Source organism: Salmonella bongori NCTC 12419 (assembly GCF_000252995.1).
Lineage (GTDB): Bacteria > Pseudomonadota > Gammaproteobacteria > Enterobacterales > Enterobacteriaceae > Salmonella > Salmonella bongori.
Map to the genome: position 1 here is coordinate 187,414 of NC_015761.1, position 15,419 is coordinate 202,832.

General features: G+C 50.1%; 15 protein-coding genes. 2 read left to right on the forward strand and 13 right to left on the reverse strand.

What is annotated here, in order from left to right; translation table 11 throughout:
- Positions 1–30 precede the first annotated feature (30 nt).
- Positions 31–1,245 carry a polysaccharide deacetylase family protein gene (locus tag SBG_RS00830; RefSeq protein WP_000978813.1) on the forward strand — a complete coding sequence of 405 codons (1,215 nt, stop codon included), beginning with the start codon at positions 31–33 and terminating at the stop codon, positions 1,243–1,245.
- Positions 1,246–1,263: 18 nt separating this feature from the next.
- Here the strand turns inward: SBG_RS00830 and panD are convergent, their stop codons facing one another.
- Positions 1,264–1,644: an aspartate 1-decarboxylase gene (panD, locus tag SBG_RS00835; RefSeq protein WP_000621521.1), complete on the reverse strand. Its 381-nt coding sequence runs from the start codon at positions 1,642–1,644 to the stop codon at positions 1,264–1,266.
- A gap of 270 nt (positions 1,645–1,914) precedes the next feature.
- Here panD and SBG_RS00840 point away from each other — a divergent pair, with 270 nt between their 5' ends.
- Complete coding sequence (locus tag SBG_RS00840) at positions 1,915–2,856, forward strand: Rpn family recombination-promoting nuclease/putative transposase (RefSeq protein ID WP_013991359.1); 942 nt, start codon at positions 1,915–1,917, stop codon at positions 2,854–2,856.
- Between the two features lie 26 nt (positions 2,857–2,882).
- Here SBG_RS00840 and panC read toward each other — a convergent pair whose 3' ends face one another.
- From panC to pcnB, 12 genes are all read right to left on the reverse strand, one after another.
- Positions 2,883–3,734: a pantoate--beta-alanine ligase gene (gene panC / locus SBG_RS00845; RefSeq protein WP_000905335.1), complete on the reverse strand. Its 852-nt coding sequence runs from the start codon at positions 3,732–3,734 to the stop codon at positions 2,883–2,885.
- 134 nt (positions 3,735–3,868) lie between these two features.
- On the reverse strand, positions 3,869–4,663 hold the full coding sequence (panB, locus tag SBG_RS00850) for a 3-methyl-2-oxobutanoate hydroxymethyltransferase (protein ID WP_000042999.1): 795 nt from the start codon (positions 4,661–4,663) through the stop codon (positions 3,869–3,871).
- Positions 4,664–4,775: 112 nt separating this feature from the next.
- On the reverse strand, positions 4,776–6,050 hold the full coding sequence (locus SBG_RS00855) for a fimbrial protein (protein ID WP_000197792.1): 1,275 nt from the start codon (positions 6,048–6,050) through the stop codon (positions 4,776–4,778).
- 33 nt (positions 6,051–6,083) lie between these two features.
- A complete protein-coding gene (locus SBG_RS00860; RefSeq protein ID WP_001037617.1) occupies positions 6,084–6,659 on the reverse strand; it encodes a fimbrial-like protein in 576 nt (191 codons plus the stop codon).
- A 6-nt stretch (positions 6,660–6,665) separates the two neighbouring features.
- Positions 6,666–7,256, reverse strand: a complete 591-nt coding sequence (locus tag SBG_RS00865) for a fimbrial protein (protein ID WP_001269944.1) — start codon at positions 7,254–7,256, stop codon at positions 6,666–6,668.
- 16 nt (positions 7,257–7,272) lie between these two features.
- On the reverse strand, positions 7,273–7,845 hold the full coding sequence (locus tag SBG_RS00870) for a fimbrial protein (protein WP_001259013.1): 573 nt from the start codon (positions 7,843–7,845) through the stop codon (positions 7,273–7,275).
- 16 nt (positions 7,846–7,861) lie between these two features.
- Positions 7,862–10,465: an outer membrane usher protein gene (locus SBG_RS00875; protein ID WP_000192781.1), complete on the reverse strand. Its 2,604-nt coding sequence runs from the start codon at positions 10,463–10,465 to the stop codon at positions 7,862–7,864.
- Positions 10,466–10,494: 29 nt separating this feature from the next.
- A complete protein-coding gene (locus tag SBG_RS00880; RefSeq protein ID WP_000197655.1) occupies positions 10,495–11,238 on the reverse strand; it encodes a fimbrial chaperone in 744 nt (247 codons plus the stop codon).
- 79 nt (positions 11,239–11,317) lie between these two features.
- Entirely contained in the window at positions 11,318–11,899 is a 582-nt protein-coding gene (locus SBG_RS00885) for a fimbrial protein (RefSeq protein ID WP_000768929.1), read from the reverse strand.
- 434 nt (positions 11,900–12,333) lie between these two features.
- Positions 12,334–12,924 (reverse strand): fimbrial protein, encoded by a 591-nt coding sequence (locus tag SBG_RS00890; RefSeq protein ID WP_000726821.1) that lies wholly within the window; start codon positions 12,922–12,924, stop codon positions 12,334–12,336.
- A 607-nt stretch (positions 12,925–13,531) separates the two neighbouring features.
- Positions 13,532–14,011: a 2-amino-4-hydroxy-6-hydroxymethyldihydropteridine diphosphokinase gene (folK, locus tag SBG_RS00895; protein ID WP_000215164.1), complete on the reverse strand. Its 480-nt coding sequence runs from the start codon at positions 14,009–14,011 to the stop codon at positions 13,532–13,534.
- Positions 14,008–15,405: a polynucleotide adenylyltransferase PcnB gene (gene pcnB, locus SBG_RS00900; RefSeq protein WP_205912097.1), complete on the reverse strand. Its 1,398-nt coding sequence runs from the start codon at positions 15,403–15,405 to the stop codon at positions 14,008–14,010. Before pcnB ends, folK begins: the two co-directional genes overlap by 4 nt.
- Between the last annotated feature and the right edge of the window lie 14 nt (positions 15,406–15,419).

Genomic DNA, 15,419 nt, shown 5'->3' on the forward strand with positions numbered 1-15,419 from the left:
CGTCGCGTTATTTTGTCCCGGTTATGATGAATGATGAAATACTTTTTTCTTCTGCTGCTGTGTTTTTCCACTGCGGTCAGCGCGCGTTATATGCAAACGACGAAAGACGCCGCCATCTGGTCGCAGATTGGCGACAATATGGTGACCGTGGGGAATATCCGCGCCGGACAAATACTTTCCGTAACGCCCATGGCGGCAGACTATTATAAATTTAACTTTGGCTTTGGCGTGGGGTTTATCGATAAAGGCCATCTCGCTCCCGTGCAGGGGAAACAGAAAGTGGAAGATGGCCTCGGCGACCTTAACAAGCCACTGAGCAATCAGAATCTGGTGACATGGAAGGATACGCGGGTGTATAACGCGCCGGATGCCGGCAGCGCCCCGTTTGGTGTGCTGGTGGATAATTTGCGTTATCCCATTATTAGTAAGCTGAAGGGCAGGCTTAATCAAACCTGGTATCAGATCCGTATTGGCGACAGACTGGCTTATATCAGCGCGCTGGACGCCCAGCCCGATAACGGAATTCCGGTACTGACCTACCACCATATTTTACGTGATGAAGAAAATACCCGTTTCCGCCATACGTCCACCACGACCTCGGTGCGTGCTTTCAGTAACCAAATGACCTGGCTTCGCGATCGTGGTTACACCACATTGACCCTGTATCAACTGGAGGATTACATCCATAACCGGGCTAATTTCCCGGCGCGCGCGGTGGCGATCACATTTGATGATGGCCTTAAATCGGTGAGCCGCTATGCATATCCGGTGCTGAAGCAATATGGTATGAAGGCGACGGCGTTTATTATCTCGTCGCGCATTAAACGCCACCCGCAGAAATGGAATCCGAAATCGCTGCAGTTTATGAGTGTGTCTGAATTGCGAAAGATGAGCGATGTTTTTGACTTTCAGTCGCATACCCATTTCTTACACCGGGTGGATGGGTATCGGCGGCCGATTTTATATAGCCGTAGTTATCATAATATTCTGTTTGATTTTGAACGCTCCCGGCGGGCGTTGGCGCAATTTAATCCGCACGTTTTTTATCTTTCCTACCCCTTTGGCGGCTATAACGTGACTGCTATCAAAGCGGCAAAAGAGGCCGGATTTCATATGGCGGTGACGACGGTAAAAGGGAAAGTAAAGCCGGGGGATAATCCATTCTTATTGAAACGCCTGTATATTTTAAGAACGGATTCGCTGGAAACCATGTCACGGCTGATTAGCAACCAGCCGCAGGGGTAAATAGGCTTACAGGTGGTATCAGGCAACCTGAACAGGAATCGCTTTCGCTGTGCGTTTCATTTCATTGTCGCCTTCGAAATAAGCCACATTAGGCCGCCAGGTACGTGCTTCTTCATCTGTCATGGTGACAAAGCTGGCGATAATCACAATATCGCCCACCGCCGCGCAGTGTGCCGCCGCACCATTGACGGAGATAATTTTCGAACCGCGTTCTGCCGCAATGGCGTAGGTTGAGAAGCGCTTGCCGTTTGACACATTCCAGATATCAATAGCTTCGTTTTCCAGAATACCGGCCGCATCAAGAAAATCCTGATCGATGGCGCAGGAACCTTCATAGTGCAGGTCCGCCTGAGTCACTTTTACGCGGTGGAGTTTGCCCTGCAACATCGTGCGAATCATAACGTTTACCCTTTACTCGTATCGACAGCCAAGCTGACTATAGCCAGCTTTAGGAAAATATTCAGGCAGTATTGCCCGATTTTTACGGGGTGTCTATACATCGAGTGTCGTTTCTCCGCTCAGTTTGCGTAATGCCACGCACAAGAGCATGTAACGCTTGTATAGAGTGAGTTTTTGTCCCTGCCCGCCTCGTAAAAACGCCAACACCCTGCTGACGCGGCGATATACCTCCCGGATACTGGTGTTATGGATGACGCCGCGTAGGTCAGGATGATGGAATCAGCAACAGGTACTCCGCACGATGCCGTTTTTAAACAATTTTTAATGCACGTCGATACTGCCAGGGATTTTCTGGATATTCACCTGCCTGTGGAATTACGTAAGATATGCGATCTTGATACGCTACAGTTGGCATCGGGAAGCTTTGTCGAAGAGAACCTGAAGGCGCAATATTCCGACGTGCTTTATTCGTTAAACATGCAGGGAGTGCCTGGCTATTTGCATATATTGATTGAGCATCAGAGCTCGCCGGATAAAAAGATGGCGTTCCGTATGATACGTTACGCGATTGCCGCGATGCATCGTCACATTGAGGCGGGCTACGAGCAGCTTCCGTTGGTGATCCCCATCCTGTTTTATCAGGGGAAAGCCAGTCCTTACCCGTTTTCATTATGTTGGCTGGACATGTTTTCCTCCCCGGCACTGGCGAAACGCCTCTATAGTCAGCCGTTTCCACTGGTGGATATTACCGTAATACCCGATGATGAGATTATGCAGCATCGGCGGATAGCGGTTCTGGAATTGCTGCAAAAACATATCCGTCAGCGAGATTTAATGCGGCTGCTGGATCAACTGGTAACACTGTTACGTGCAGAGTACACTACTGACAGTCAGATGATCTCGTTGCTGAACTATATGCTGCACAGCGGTCATACTGACCAACCAAAAGTATTCTACAGGGAACTGGCGAGCAGAACGCCGCAGGGGGAATCAATGATGACGCTGGCTGAGTGGTTTGAAGAGCAGGGAATGCAGAAAGGCATACAGCAAGGTATCCAAAAAGGCATACAGCAAGGTATCCAAAAAGGTGAAACAGAGGCGGCGCGCCGTGTTGCCGCACGGATGTTGAAAAACGGTATGTCGGCAGAACTCGTTGCGCAGATGACGGATCTTACGGCTGAAGAGATTGAGCAGCTCACTAACTGGCGCTAACTATCGTTAACGCCAGTCGTCGCCGATTAGTGTAGTTCTATAGTCAGATTATCGATAAGCCGCGCTTGTCCCAGCCATGCGGACATCAGGATCACTGCCCGTTGGCTACCCTCGGTCAGTTCGAGTAGTGTGTCAGCATCGCGTACCTGAATATCATCAGGGCGGAAGCCTTTTTCCTTCAATTCCTGGCCGGCAATGGCAATTATCTCTTCAAGGTTGCGCTCCCCGGCCTGCACTTTGTCGGCTAGCGCTTTCATTACTTTATATAAAACAGGCGCAATCTTACGTTGTTCCGCTGTCAGATAGCCGTTACGCGAGCTCAGCGCCAGGCCGTCTTTCGCGCGAACGATAGGCACGCCGACAATTTCAATATCGTAACCCATATCGGCGACCATCTTGCGGATCAGCGCCAGTTGCTGGAAATCTTTTTCGCCGAAGCAGGCTATATCTGGTTGTACCAAATTAAACAGCTTACTGACGATAGTCGAAACCCCGCGGAAGTGGCCTGGACGACTGACTCCCTCCAGCATCGTAGAAAGACCGGGCACGTCAACGTAAGTATGTCCTTCTGTCCCCTGCGGATAGAGCTGATCCGGAGCCGGGGCAAAGATGATATCGACTTTGCGCTTATTCAACTTCTCACAATCTTCCTGCAACGTGCGGGGGTAGCGCGCCAGATCGTCCGGGCGATCAAACTGCATCGGATTGACGAAGATACTGGCCACTACCACATCGGCGCGGTCTTTAGCTTCATCAATGAGTTTCATATGTCCATCATGCAAGTTACCCATCGTTGGCACCAGCGCAATACGTTTGCCTTCCAGGCGTAAACGGCGGATATGCTGGCGCAGCAGCGGCAGGGTTTCAATAATTAACACAATATAACTCCTTGAATTAACTGAGGGTATGCAGGCTGAATAAGACGCGTTACACGTCGTCATCCGGCGCAATGCCGCCTTCTGATGGCGCTACGCTTATCAGGCCTGCGTCCGGTTATCCCTCAGGTGTAGCATTAATGAAAACTATGTTCTTCGCCCGGATAGACGCCGGACTCAACTTCAGCCATATACTGCCGTACAGCGGCGCGCATGTCGCCTGCTTCAACAAGGAAATTTTTCGCAAATTTAGGGATATGACCGCCAGTAATGCCGAAGGCGTCATGCATCACCAGGATCTGTCCGTCGGTAACGTTGCCTGCTCCGATCCCGATCACTGGAATGGATAACGCGTCGGTCACCCGTTTCGCCAGTTCAACCGGCACGCACTCCAGCACCAGCAACTGCGCGCCTGCCGCTTCCAGCGCCAGGGCATCGCTGAGAAGCTGTTCGCCCGCATCACCGCGTCCCTGAACTTTGTAGCCGCCGAAAATATTGACCGACTGTGGCGTCAGTCCCAGATGGCCACACACGGGTACGGCGCGTTCGGTCAACATCCTGACGGTATCCACCAGCCAGGCTCCGCCTTCAATTTTGATCATGTTAGCTCCGGCGCGCATGACGATAGCCGCGTTCTCAAACGCCTGTTCCGGTGTGGCATAAGCCATAAACGGCAGGTCGGAAAGCAGCAGGCAGTTCGGCGCGCCACGACGTACGGCACGGGTATGATAAGCAATGTCCTCAACGGTAACGGGCAGGGTGGAGTCATGGCCCTGTATCGTCATGCCAAGAGAGTCGCCCACCAGCATGACGTTAATGCCTTCATCGGCAAACAGTTTGGCAAAGCTGTAATCGTAAGCGGTGATGGTGGCGAAGCGTTTCTTTTCCTGTTTGTATTTTTGCAGCAGGGCGATAGTGGTCGGTTTGCTCATAACTTCTCCCCTCATAATAAGAATGAATATAATGGGGGCATTGTAGGGGAAGATACCGGTAGGCGTTAGACTTTTGTGGGCAACCGTTATTGACGAGTGCCCACAACCGTTATCACGGGTAGTCGAAGGTAAAGATTCCGTTGGCTTTGAAGTTACCAGATCCGATTTTCTGGTTGCCATCGCGCTTTAACGTCGCCAGAAAATTGAGAGTCTGTGACTGAACCTGACCGTTTTCGCTGGTGCCGTAGATATTATCATCGCTTGAGGTATCGCGCTGATCGTTATACACCGAGGTGGTATCGTTGGGGATCATTACCATCTGCGAGTGGTAGTTATTGGCCGCGCCGCTAATCTCCACGCCCACGCCGGTGGCATGGTTGCTGGTCAGAATATTGCCAAGCAGGGTGGGGGAGCTGGCAACCGTGGTGGAGGTAAGCGTGACGTTAATATTGCGCAGCCCTTTACAGCCTGCCAGCTTGATGGAGAACGGCACGGCATTGACGCCTTTAATAATGTCGTTCGGGCTATAGCTTCCCAAATCGACGGTGGCTCCGCTCACGCTGCTACCGCTGGCGACGGGTTGTGTGGTGCAGGTAGGTTCGGCAACGGTGACGGCGCTGATATCAAAGGTGATTTTATCAGCATAGCTGTGAATGCCCGTTCCTGGATTTTCGTTCAAGAGGCGCAGGTGAAAGTCTCCCTTCTTTAAAAGCGTGATCGTGGCGTTACTGGGGGTATAGGTTTGATCGGTATAAAAGGTAATGGCGGCATAAAATCCAATCCCACCCATGGAAAAGTACTCTGAGCCATCCGGTGTGCCGGATCTGCGACAGCCGTCAGTATCGGTGAGCGTTATAACGTTGCTCATGGTTCCGTCCACGACGGGAAGCGACGAGGGGGCATCAACGTGGAGGCCATAGGCGCTAAAACTTCTTAGCGTCAGGGAAAAATAGAGCCCGGTAATGTTCGTCTTAAAAATACTGACCCCGCCGTAGGTGCCTGCTGAGACGAGGCCAGATTCGAACGACAGCGGGTTACTGGTGCCCGAACTGGAGGTATTGCAATACACACCAGAGTTGCCGGACGCCGAGCCGTGATTGCCGTTCCAGTTGATCGTGACGTTCGCAGGCGCCAGTTCGGATGTACGGCTAAAATAGACGGTTCGCCCGGCGGGATAGGTCATGGTAGTGGTGCTGTCGGTGGTTGGCCCATTAAACAAAGAATCGTTACCTTCACGGTAGTTGCCGAGCACAAAGGTTTGCGTCTCGGCGGCGTAGCTGGCAACAGAAAACAATGTTAGTGTGGCGAATAGCGCGGATAAAATAACGGAAAATGTGACTCGCCATCCTTTCTTGTTGCCATTTTGCTGCGGTGTGTTCCTTGTCATAGCCCTCTCCTTTTAAAAGCCCGTAAGTTTTTCTTATTCGTAATAAACCGATACCAGTACGCTGGACTTCACCGGGCCACTGCCGACGGGCTGACCGGACAGTACTTTCTGCATTCGGGCATAAAAAGCGTAGCGGCTGTCAGCATAGTTAGCGGAGGTCACGTCGTATTTACTGCGCGGCGTGCCGTCGGTGTTCATCACGTTGTAAGTGTTATTGACATCGTTGACGGAAAAGACCACCACGCCGACATTTGTTGCGCCGTCGGATTCCTCGTTGGCGAAAATTTGTGTTGAGCCAGGAGCAAAGCTGCCCGACAGCGGAGAGAAATGTAATACCAGCTTTGAGGGTTCTTTGCCGCTGACCGGCATACAGTCTTTTACATGCACATAAAAGGTGCTACCACCTTCATAAAGATCTTCTGCCGTCACGCCGCTGGTGAAGTAATCAAGCCCTTTGGTGCCTAAATCCACTAATCCGTTATTGTCCACTGAGACTTCACAGCTGGTATTCACAATATTGGCTCTGATCTCCACATCGGTATCGGCATGGCTTATCAGTGTGAACATTGATAAGCCGATGACTATTGCGCTGCATAATAACTTGTTCATCGCCGCTTACTCATAGTTAATGGTGAACAGGCCCTGAGTAGAAAATGAGCCAGTGTGTAAATCCGCGATAGTGCTACCGGAGGCAAGCACAATACGGGCGCTGAATGGTAAAACCACCGTGGTTTCGTCGCTAACCTGCGCCAGAGAGACCAACTGCTGCGTCGGGCTGGCGCAACTAAGTTGCTTGCTGCCGCTGCCCGCCGGTGTCGAGGTGGTCCAGATTTCTGCTGAAACGTTGGCGGCATCATCACTGCCGTTCAGCGCGTTGCGAAAACCGTTACCGCCACCAGAGGCACCATCGCAGCCGGTTTTTGCTGTCAGAGTGACGGTCGCCTGTTTTTTGGCCAGCCCAACACAGTTGCTGAATACCAGCGAAAAGGCGCGTGAATTGGTTTTATTCACCAGTTGTGAAATATAAACGTCACCCACATCGACAATGGAATTGGCCTTGCCGCTGTCATCGTGCAGGGTGGCCTGACAGGTTGAGGGCGTAATGGTGGTAGAAACTGTCATCTCCAGCGAATTTGTCCCGGCGTAGCCAGGTAAAGTGGTGAGAAGAAACGACAGCGCGCCACAGAACCGAACCAGATATCGCATCAACCTAGCCTCCCTGCTATTCATAGGTAAATGTAAAAGTCACTTTGGCCTGAAAATCGCCAGCCGTTGGCGTTAGCGAGGTGCTGGCACGGCGGAAAAAAGCGCTCAGGTTTTTACCGTTAGTAATTTCACTTTGTTCCCAGGCAATTTTTTGCGAGCCATCGAGCTTTAGTCGTTGGCTGTCATCAGCGCCATCTGGCTTAAAGCCGAGGCCGACGTTTTCGGCGTTCCCGCTGGTCAGGCTGTTTGCCAGCATGTAGTTGCTGTTGGATAGTGTGGTGCCTTTCATGGTCATTGAAATTGAGGAGATCTCGTTATTGCACTCTTTCGGCTGCAGTTTGAAGCTGCTTTCGGTATTGGCCGTGGTGTTAAGTAGCTCGGCAATCCCGATATTCGGGACGGTGAGCGCATACTGCGTGCCGCTGCCGCTGAGCGACGCGTTACTGAGACTGCTCACCATCATGACGCAGGTGGTTTCTTCAATAACGGCAGTGAAATTCAGGCTCAATCCCTGAGTGGCGGTAAAACCCGGCTGCGCCAGAAATGCTGTGGCGAGCGCTAACGAGCGGACTACGCGGTGTGTTCTCATCCTTTATCCTCGTAATCTATTGCATCTTGCAGAGAACGGCATTGAGCACGAGAGTTTTACCTACCGTTTTCTCATTGTCTGATGTGGTCTGGTAATGTACGCGGCAGCGCTGCATCTGGTTCTGCTGGCCCCAGCGAACCTCCAGTTCACCGCTTTCGCCGATGCCACGTATAAAAGCCTGACTCCCCTGGCCGACAGTGCCGAGCAGGTTGTTTTTCAGATCGTAAACTTCAGCGGTGAACGGGATCGGCTGATGATCGCTGCGTACCAGGTTCAGGATCGCGGATTGTCCCTGATCGGTGTCGAAATGACTCACCACTACGGCACCGCGCCTTGGGATCACGGTGGCGCTGGTGCTTTTCATTTCGATGTCATTGTCCAGACCGTTAATGTCAAGCGAGACGGTATTTTCCCGGTATGGCATTAACGAACTGCCGATGCCGTAGCCAAAGCGGTCAACAGTACTGTTACCGTAATCAATGCGTGCGCCTTTGGCTCCTGGGGCATCAATGAGCACCAGCGTATCGCTGTCGGTAAAGCTTTGGTTGCTAAAGGTCAGTCCGCCGCTGTGCAGCACAAAGCCGCCATCGGTATTTAATGAATACTGGCGAGAGCTATCGCTACTGGCCGATGCCGATGCGGCGATATTACCGTAGCTGGAGTCGTAGCTGACGTAGGTACTCACAGTGGAGAGATCTTTTTCCTCTTTCTCCATGTTGTACGCGGTGCTGACGCTATAGTTCCAGCGGTTGTCTGCGCTATAGCCGCTGGCGCTGGTGTTGAACTGGTTGCTGCCGTCAAAATCGCTACTCGCGCTGCTGTTTAAGGTTCGGAAGCCACCACTGTCTCTGTCGGTACCCAACAGTTTATCCAGCGGGATCGTAACGCTGAGATAAACGGAATCGTCGCGGTTATTGTCTTCGTCATAGGAGCGTTGCAGGTTGATGCTGTAAGTGGCCCAGCCCAGGCTATTGCTATAGCCCGCAGAGAAGCTGCTGCGGGAATCATTGGTGACCCAATAGTCGGCCCAACTGCCGTTGAGATAGAGTGAACCATAATTGATGTCCCCGCTTTTGAGACTTTGGTTGAGGCTAATGGTGAACTGGTTTTTCATCCTCGCATAGTTGTTCATACGATTGGCGGACTGTTCATTATTATGTTTAGCGTCATCAATAATGTTCAGCGCATCGCTCAACCCCAGATAGTCTTTCGTTGAGTAGCGATAGGCGGCGATATTCAACGAGGTGTCTGTTGGTGCGAAAAACTTATTCCACGATACGCGGTAGCTCTGGCCACGGTAGGTTTTATCCTGTGGAATATCCGCCTGCGATTGGGTGACGTCAAAAGAGATTGCGCCAATCAGCGTGTTCATTCCAAGACCCAATAAACCCGCAAAGTAGCCGTTATCAGTGGCCTGAATGCCGCTGAAACCGGTGAATGTGCTATTAAGGCCGTAGTAGAACGTACCCTGCGCCAGCCCCGGTTCGTCACGTAGGCTATCATCATTGACCTGGCCTACGCTGAGATCCCATTTGCCGACGCCGGGGTGCATCATTTGCACCAGCGATGAAAATGCCTGGCTAAAGCTATGTTTTGAACCGTCGGCTTCCGTAATGGTGACGATTAAGTCGGCGCCGTACCCAGAGGGCGAAAGATCGTCAATCACGAACGGCCCTGGCGGCACCGTGGTCTCATAAATTTTGTAGCCGTTCTGTGTAATAGTGACTTTAGCGTTGCTGTTGGCTACGCCGCGGATTGTTGGTGCATAGCTGGAAAGCTGCGGTGGCAGCATCTGTGATTCGCTATAGAGGCGAACACCGCGCAGGTTGACAGTGTCAAACGCTTCACCGCTGGTACCGGACTCACCGATGATCAATTGCGAGCGAAGCGCGGCGATATCGCGCTGAATATAACGGTTCTGATATTCAATACTGCTGCCGCCGTCTTTTTGCCAGGAGTAGTTACCCTGTGCGCGAAAATGCCACGCGCCAAGATTTATCCCGCCATTAAAGCCGGCATATACGCTGTTTTCAGTGCCATATGGGTTTTTGTTCTTCCAGGCACTGACGTTGTACGACAGCATGGCGGCAGGAATGCCGTCATCCCATAATGAGGGATCAACATAGTTGGCGAAGCCTTTTTGTACCCACATTTGCGGTACGCCAATATCCAGTCGTTGATCGCCACCGTCGAAGTGAACCGTGGAGAGAGGAATTACCTGCGGCAGATTAAGGCAGTGGTTGGTACTGTCTTCACGCTTAACCAGTATCGCTTTTTCAGGAATATCGTCAGGCAGACGAATATGCAACTGGCTTAGCATCCTGGGTGTAATACAGGCCTGCGTTTTACCATTTTTATCGACATCAACAAACTCGACCTTCAGCGTAGTAACCAGATCGTTATTGACGTAGCCGCTGGCATCGTAAACGCCGGGGGAAATAACGTTACCGTCAGCGTAGCGGCTGAGGTCGACTTTGCTGGAACCCGGCCCCATCAAAAACGAACTGTCAAACTCCAGCGTTTCGTTTTCGGCCCATGCAGAGACGCTGCCGGATAATAAAGTAAAAATAACAAAGCGGGCGAGAAAAGTGACCCTGAATTTTTTTGACAGTTGTGTCATTGGCGCATCCGAAAAGTAAAATGTAAGCGTTAAATATCCACCTTGCCGTTAATAGCGCCGCCAAAGTCATTAATCGCAATGTAATGAATGCTGGCTTTTGCTGGCGCGCTGGTTAAGCCGGAAATAATGAAGTCAGTTTCGCCTTTTGGTGCGACCATTGAGGAGTTTACGTCATGTTTTCGCCCGCCAACCGTCACCTCAACTTTATTAAATGAGACGAAATAACCGGTAGGGTTAATAACATGAACTACGGCCTTCCCCGATTTCTGCTGCATGCTCCATTTGAGTTTTTTGGGGGCTTCTGATGCGGTACCGTCAAGCCCTTCCGGGCGGTAGAACATTTTTATACGCGTGCGAAAAGCCAACTGTAGGATGTTTTTTTCTTTAACGTCGGCATCTTTCATTTTTGGCGGTACTTCAAGCACGTTAAACCAGTAAATGCTTTCACGGTCTTTAGGTAATACACGAGCGCCGGTATAGGTTAATTTTACCGTTTGCCCCCGACCCGCTTCGATGCGGGAAACCGGTGGCGTAGCGTTAAAAGGCACATTAATCGTGCTGGGATCGGCGTTTGGATCGCCGTCATCTAACCAGTTTTGTACCAGTGCAGGGCGCGAGCCTTTATTTTCCAGACGAATAGAGGTGTCTTTTTGCGCCTCTTTATACACAATACGCGTACCGGAAAGGACAATATCCGCCATTGCCGGTTGAATAACCGACAGTGTGACTATTACTGACAGGGTTAAAAAAAGAGAACGAAACATCCTGGTCATTGTTATTCCTCCATGGTAGATATTCAGGAGGAATACATACTGAATAACGTAATATTCCTCCCTCGTAAAACCCTGATGATTAGTTATAGGTCAGGGTGTATGCGGTATTTGATTTCACGTAACCCGCGGTGACCGGTACTGCGCTGGACTGTTTAACGTAAGAAACGACGAAATCAAATTTTGCTACGCCGTCAACGAAGGTGGATTCATGGATATCGCTGGGGTCATTCACTTTGACCTGGGTATAAGCCAGTGCAGATCCGGAGTCATCCACCTGGTGGATAGCCAGGTTAACACCAGCAGCAGGATCAGTGATGGAGTCATCGTTATTCAGGGTGCCGCTGCTATTACTGAAGAACGTAGAAGACATGCTCAATTGCGCTTTAGCGTTTGCACTACTCGTACCGCAGTCTACGGAGATGTAGAAAGATTCCGGCATTACACCGACAGCACTGGTCTGAACGCCTGGATCAGCGTCAACTGCCGCTTTGCTGGCGGTGTTGAGTTGTACCTGACCATCCTGGCTGCCACCATTAACATGTGGTGTACAGGTGTTATCACTGACCAGACCGGCAAAATCTACCTGACCGCCATCGAGTGCAAAGGCAGATGTGGAAGCCGCAGACACAACCATTGCTAAAGCAATTAACTTTAATTTCATGTTGAAATATCCTTGTTAGAAAATAATCGTCATTTCAGACGATCGCTATTATAGGACGTAGCCGAAAACTATAAAAATACCGTATATGGATATTTGCTTTTATTTAATTCATGAAATCAATGCTGCGTTGGGTTATTAGCGAAACACTTACCTGGAAGTGGATGTCACTTTTTTGGTTGTCTTTTTTCTATACATATTGTGTATCGCTAAGGTCAAAAGAAATCTTCCTATTCTTTTATTTTATAACTGATCTATATTTATCTGTTAACAATATATTTTATATTTATTTTTTTATGCTTTATTGTGCGTTTTTTATATGCTATTAAATATGCTGAAATCATTTTTAAGTAAATGTTAATGTGTAGCTAAGCAACCTCTGCTGGGTTTTAAAAGGAGTTACCAGACTGAACCCGGTAACTCCTGGGTATCAAGCATTAATTATAGGTAAGCGTATAGGCTGTATTCGATTTCACATAACCAGCGGTGACGGGTACAGCACTGGACTGCTTAACATAAGAGACGACGAAGTTGAATTTCGCCACACCGTTGCTGTCAAACGCCTGGCTATGGACGTTGCTGGCATCGTTAATCTTCACCTGAGAATACGCCTGCGCTGATCCTGAGCTATCTACTTCATGAATCGCCAGGTTAACGCCGGTCGCAGGTTCGGAGATAGAGTCATCGTTGTTCAGCGTACCATTGCTGTTACTAAAGAAGGTGGAGGACATGCTCAGGTTTGCTTTGGTGTTGGTGTTAGAAGCACCGCAGTCGACGGTAATGTAGAACGGTTCTGGCTGTACGCCAACCGCGCTGGTCTGGACGCCTGGGTCGGTATTCACCGCCGTTGTGTTAGCGGTATTGAGCTGTACCTGACCATCCTGGCTGCCGCCATTAACGTGTGGGATACAGGTGTTATCGCTTACCAGACCTGCAAAGTTTATCTGCCCACCGTCAAGAGCGAATGCGGAGGAGGAGATCAGCGCGGCTGAAAAAGCGGCTGACAGGGCGATGATTTTCTTTTTCACGACATAATCCTTTAATGAGGTTAATGTGATCAATAACAAAAATACTCAATATATCTATTTTATATTGTGCTGATGTATTAAACCTGATAGCCGTTGTCTTTGTAAAATACATTGGGTTTATGGTTTATGATTTTTAAATAGAAAATAAATATGCTATTTGAAATCGCTATTGGTCAATAAAATTAATCATCGAAATATTATTTGGAATAGTGATTTATTTTCGTAGGGTATAGGTTGTAACTTCATGATTATTTAATAAAATAAATGTAATAAATGTATTTTTTGCTCGGGTAAATCATTCGTTTTTATCCTTTTAAAATGATGGCTGGCATGGAGGGATAATGGTTTTCAATGTTTAATCTGTTTTTTATATGAAATAATAGCCATTAGATTTCCTACATATTAATTGTAAAAAAAATCAGCTCATAAAAATGGAGCATCTTTTATAATTTCATTTAAAACATATTGATTTTATTTAATATTAGTAGTTGAGCACTTTATCAATCCGCGGTGCGTCTTGTTAAGGATGGGTCATACGGCACGACTGTGCGGCGGAGCGTCGATTATGCCCGCCCCGGTGATTCTGTCAGCATGTTATAAGAAATCACTACCAGAGTAGAGGGCGAGGTGAAACCTGTTGCAGGCGTTCCGTCAACGGTTGGTGATCATCAGGAAAAATAAGATCCGGGGCGATCTCAAACAGCGGCCACAGCATAAAACCACGGTTTTTCATATCGTAGTGTGGGACGGTCAGCCGTTCAGTCTGAATCAACCAATCGCCAAACAGCATGATATCGATATCCAGCGTGCGCGGCCCCCAACGTTCGGCTTTTCGAACACGACCCTGTTGCAGTTCAATGTGTTGCGTATGGTTGAGAAGGATTTCTGGCGCAAGCGCGGTTTCCAGCGCCACGGCGACGTTCAGATAGTCAGGCTGATCCTGTGGGCCTAACGGCGGGGTACGGTAAAACGAAGAAACCGCGACGATATGGCTATCGGGGATATCGTCGATAGCCTTCAGGGCAGCATTGACCTGCTCAAGCGGAGAGGCCAGATTGCTGCCGAGCGCCATATACGCGACCGTCATGCAGCGCCCTCACGACGCGGTGCTCTCCGGCGTGGACGCGGACGACGACGGCGTGGAGCAGGGTCGTCGTCCAGCTCGTTGAGCATTCCTTTTTGTTCTGGCGGCGCGGAAACCTGAAATTCGCTCCACCATTTCGCCAGGCGTTGCAGTTCAGCATTGTTTTCCACCTGGGCGCGCAACTCCAGCAAATCAAACGCGGCGCGAAACTTAGGATGTTCCATCAGCTTCCAGGCGCGTTTGCCCTGGCGACGGGACATTCGTAGCTGTAGCTGCCAGATATCACGGGTCAGTGTAGTCAGCCGTTTGGGTATCGCCAGCGAACGGCAAGCTTCGTCTAATACTTCATTCATCGCCAGAGCGAAAGCATCGTAATAGGCAAGGCCGCTTTCCTGAGCGATTTTCTGCGCCATTTCCAGCAGCGGATACCAGAACATAGCGGCAAACAGGAATGCCGGGTTAACGCGCATCTCGTTGTGAATACGGGTATCGGTGTTTTTCAATACCTGCGCAATAATGCGTTCCATCGCGCTATCGCCATTTTCGGTGAAGTAACGCGTAATGGTCGGAAACAGCGGCTGGAACAGGTTGTATTCACGCAGCTTTTTATAGGTTTCGTAGCCATAGCCAGCCTGGAGGAGTTTGAGCGACTCTTCAAACAGGCGTGCCGGAGGGATATCGTTCAGCAGTGTCGCCAGACGCGGGATCGGCTCTGCCGTTTCAGGGCTGATGCGCATATTAAGCTTGGCGGCGAAACGCACGGCGCGCAGCATTCTAACCGGATCTTCGCGATAACGTGTTTCCGGATTGCCGATCAGACGAATTACGCCCTCTTTCAGATCCTGCATCCCGCCGACGTAATCGCGTACGGTAAAATCCGCCACGCTGTAATAAAGGCTGTTAATGGTGAAGTCGCGGCGCTGTGCATCTTCTTCGATAGAACCGAAGATATTATCGCGCAGTAGCATACCGTTTTGTCCACGCTGGGAGGTGGTACGGTCGCTTTCGCTGCCTTCATGATGACCACGAAACGTGGCCACTTCGATAATTTCCGGGCCAAACATAACGTGAGCAAGACGAAAACGGCGACCTACCAGACGGCAATTTCGGAACAATTTCCGTACCTGATCCGGCGTAGCGTTGGTAGTCACGTCGAAATCCTTCGGCTTTTTGCCGAGTAGAAGGTCGCGGACGCCGCCGCCGACCAGCCAGGCTTCGTATCCCGCTTTATTAAGCCTGTACATTACCTTCAGGGCATTTTCACTGATATCTTTGCGGGAAATAGCGTGCTGTTCACGCGGGATGATCGTCATATGTGGACGGGCGACGGCTTGTTCTGCCTCGCTCTCCTCGCGGCTTAACACCTTACGGCAAAAATTAGCGACTCGGGTAAAAATAGTGCACCTCGGTA

What these genes read in the sequence shown, in the direction of transcription:
- SBG_RS00830 (WP_000978813.1), top strand. Translation starts at nt 31, where the DNA reads ATGATGAAATACTTTTTTCTTCTGCTGCTGTGTTTTTCCACTGCGGTC.
- panD (WP_000621521.1), bottom strand. Translation starts at nt 1,644, where the DNA reads ATGATTCGCACGATGTTGCAGGGCAAACTCCACCGCGTAAAAGTGACT.
- SBG_RS00840 (WP_013991359.1), top strand. Translation starts at nt 1,915, where the DNA reads ATGATGGAATCAGCAACAGGTACTCCGCACGATGCCGTTTTTAAACAA.
- panB (WP_000042999.1), bottom strand. Translation starts at nt 4,663, where the DNA reads ATGAGCAAACCGACCACTATCGCCCTGCTGCAAAAATACAAACAGGAA.
- SBG_RS00855 (WP_000197792.1), bottom strand. Translation starts at nt 6,050, where the DNA reads ATGACAAGGAACACACCGCAGCAAAATGGCAACAAGAAAGGATGGCGA.
- SBG_RS00860 (WP_001037617.1), bottom strand. Translation starts at nt 6,659, where the DNA reads ATGAACAAGTTATTATGCAGCGCAATAGTCATCGGCTTATCAATGTTC.
- SBG_RS00865 (WP_001269944.1), bottom strand. Translation starts at nt 7,256, where the DNA reads ATGCGATATCTGGTTCGGTTCTGTGGCGCGCTGTCGTTTCTTCTCACC.
- SBG_RS00870 (WP_001259013.1), bottom strand. Translation starts at nt 7,845, where the DNA reads ATGAGAACACACCGCGTAGTCCGCTCGTTAGCGCTCGCCACAGCATTT.
- SBG_RS00875 (WP_000192781.1), bottom strand. Translation starts at nt 10,465, where the DNA reads ATGACACAACTGTCAAAAAAATTCAGGGTCACTTTTCTCGCCCGCTTT.
- SBG_RS00880 (WP_000197655.1), bottom strand. Translation starts at nt 11,238, where the DNA reads ATGACCAGGATGTTTCGTTCTCTTTTTTTAACCCTGTCAGTAATAGTC.
- SBG_RS00885 (WP_000768929.1), bottom strand. Translation starts at nt 11,899, where the DNA reads ATGAAATTAAAGTTAATTGCTTTAGCAATGGTTGTGTCTGCGGCTTCC.
- folK (WP_000215164.1), bottom strand. Translation starts at nt 14,011, where the DNA reads ATGACGGTCGCGTATATGGCGCTCGGCAGCAATCTGGCCTCTCCGCTT.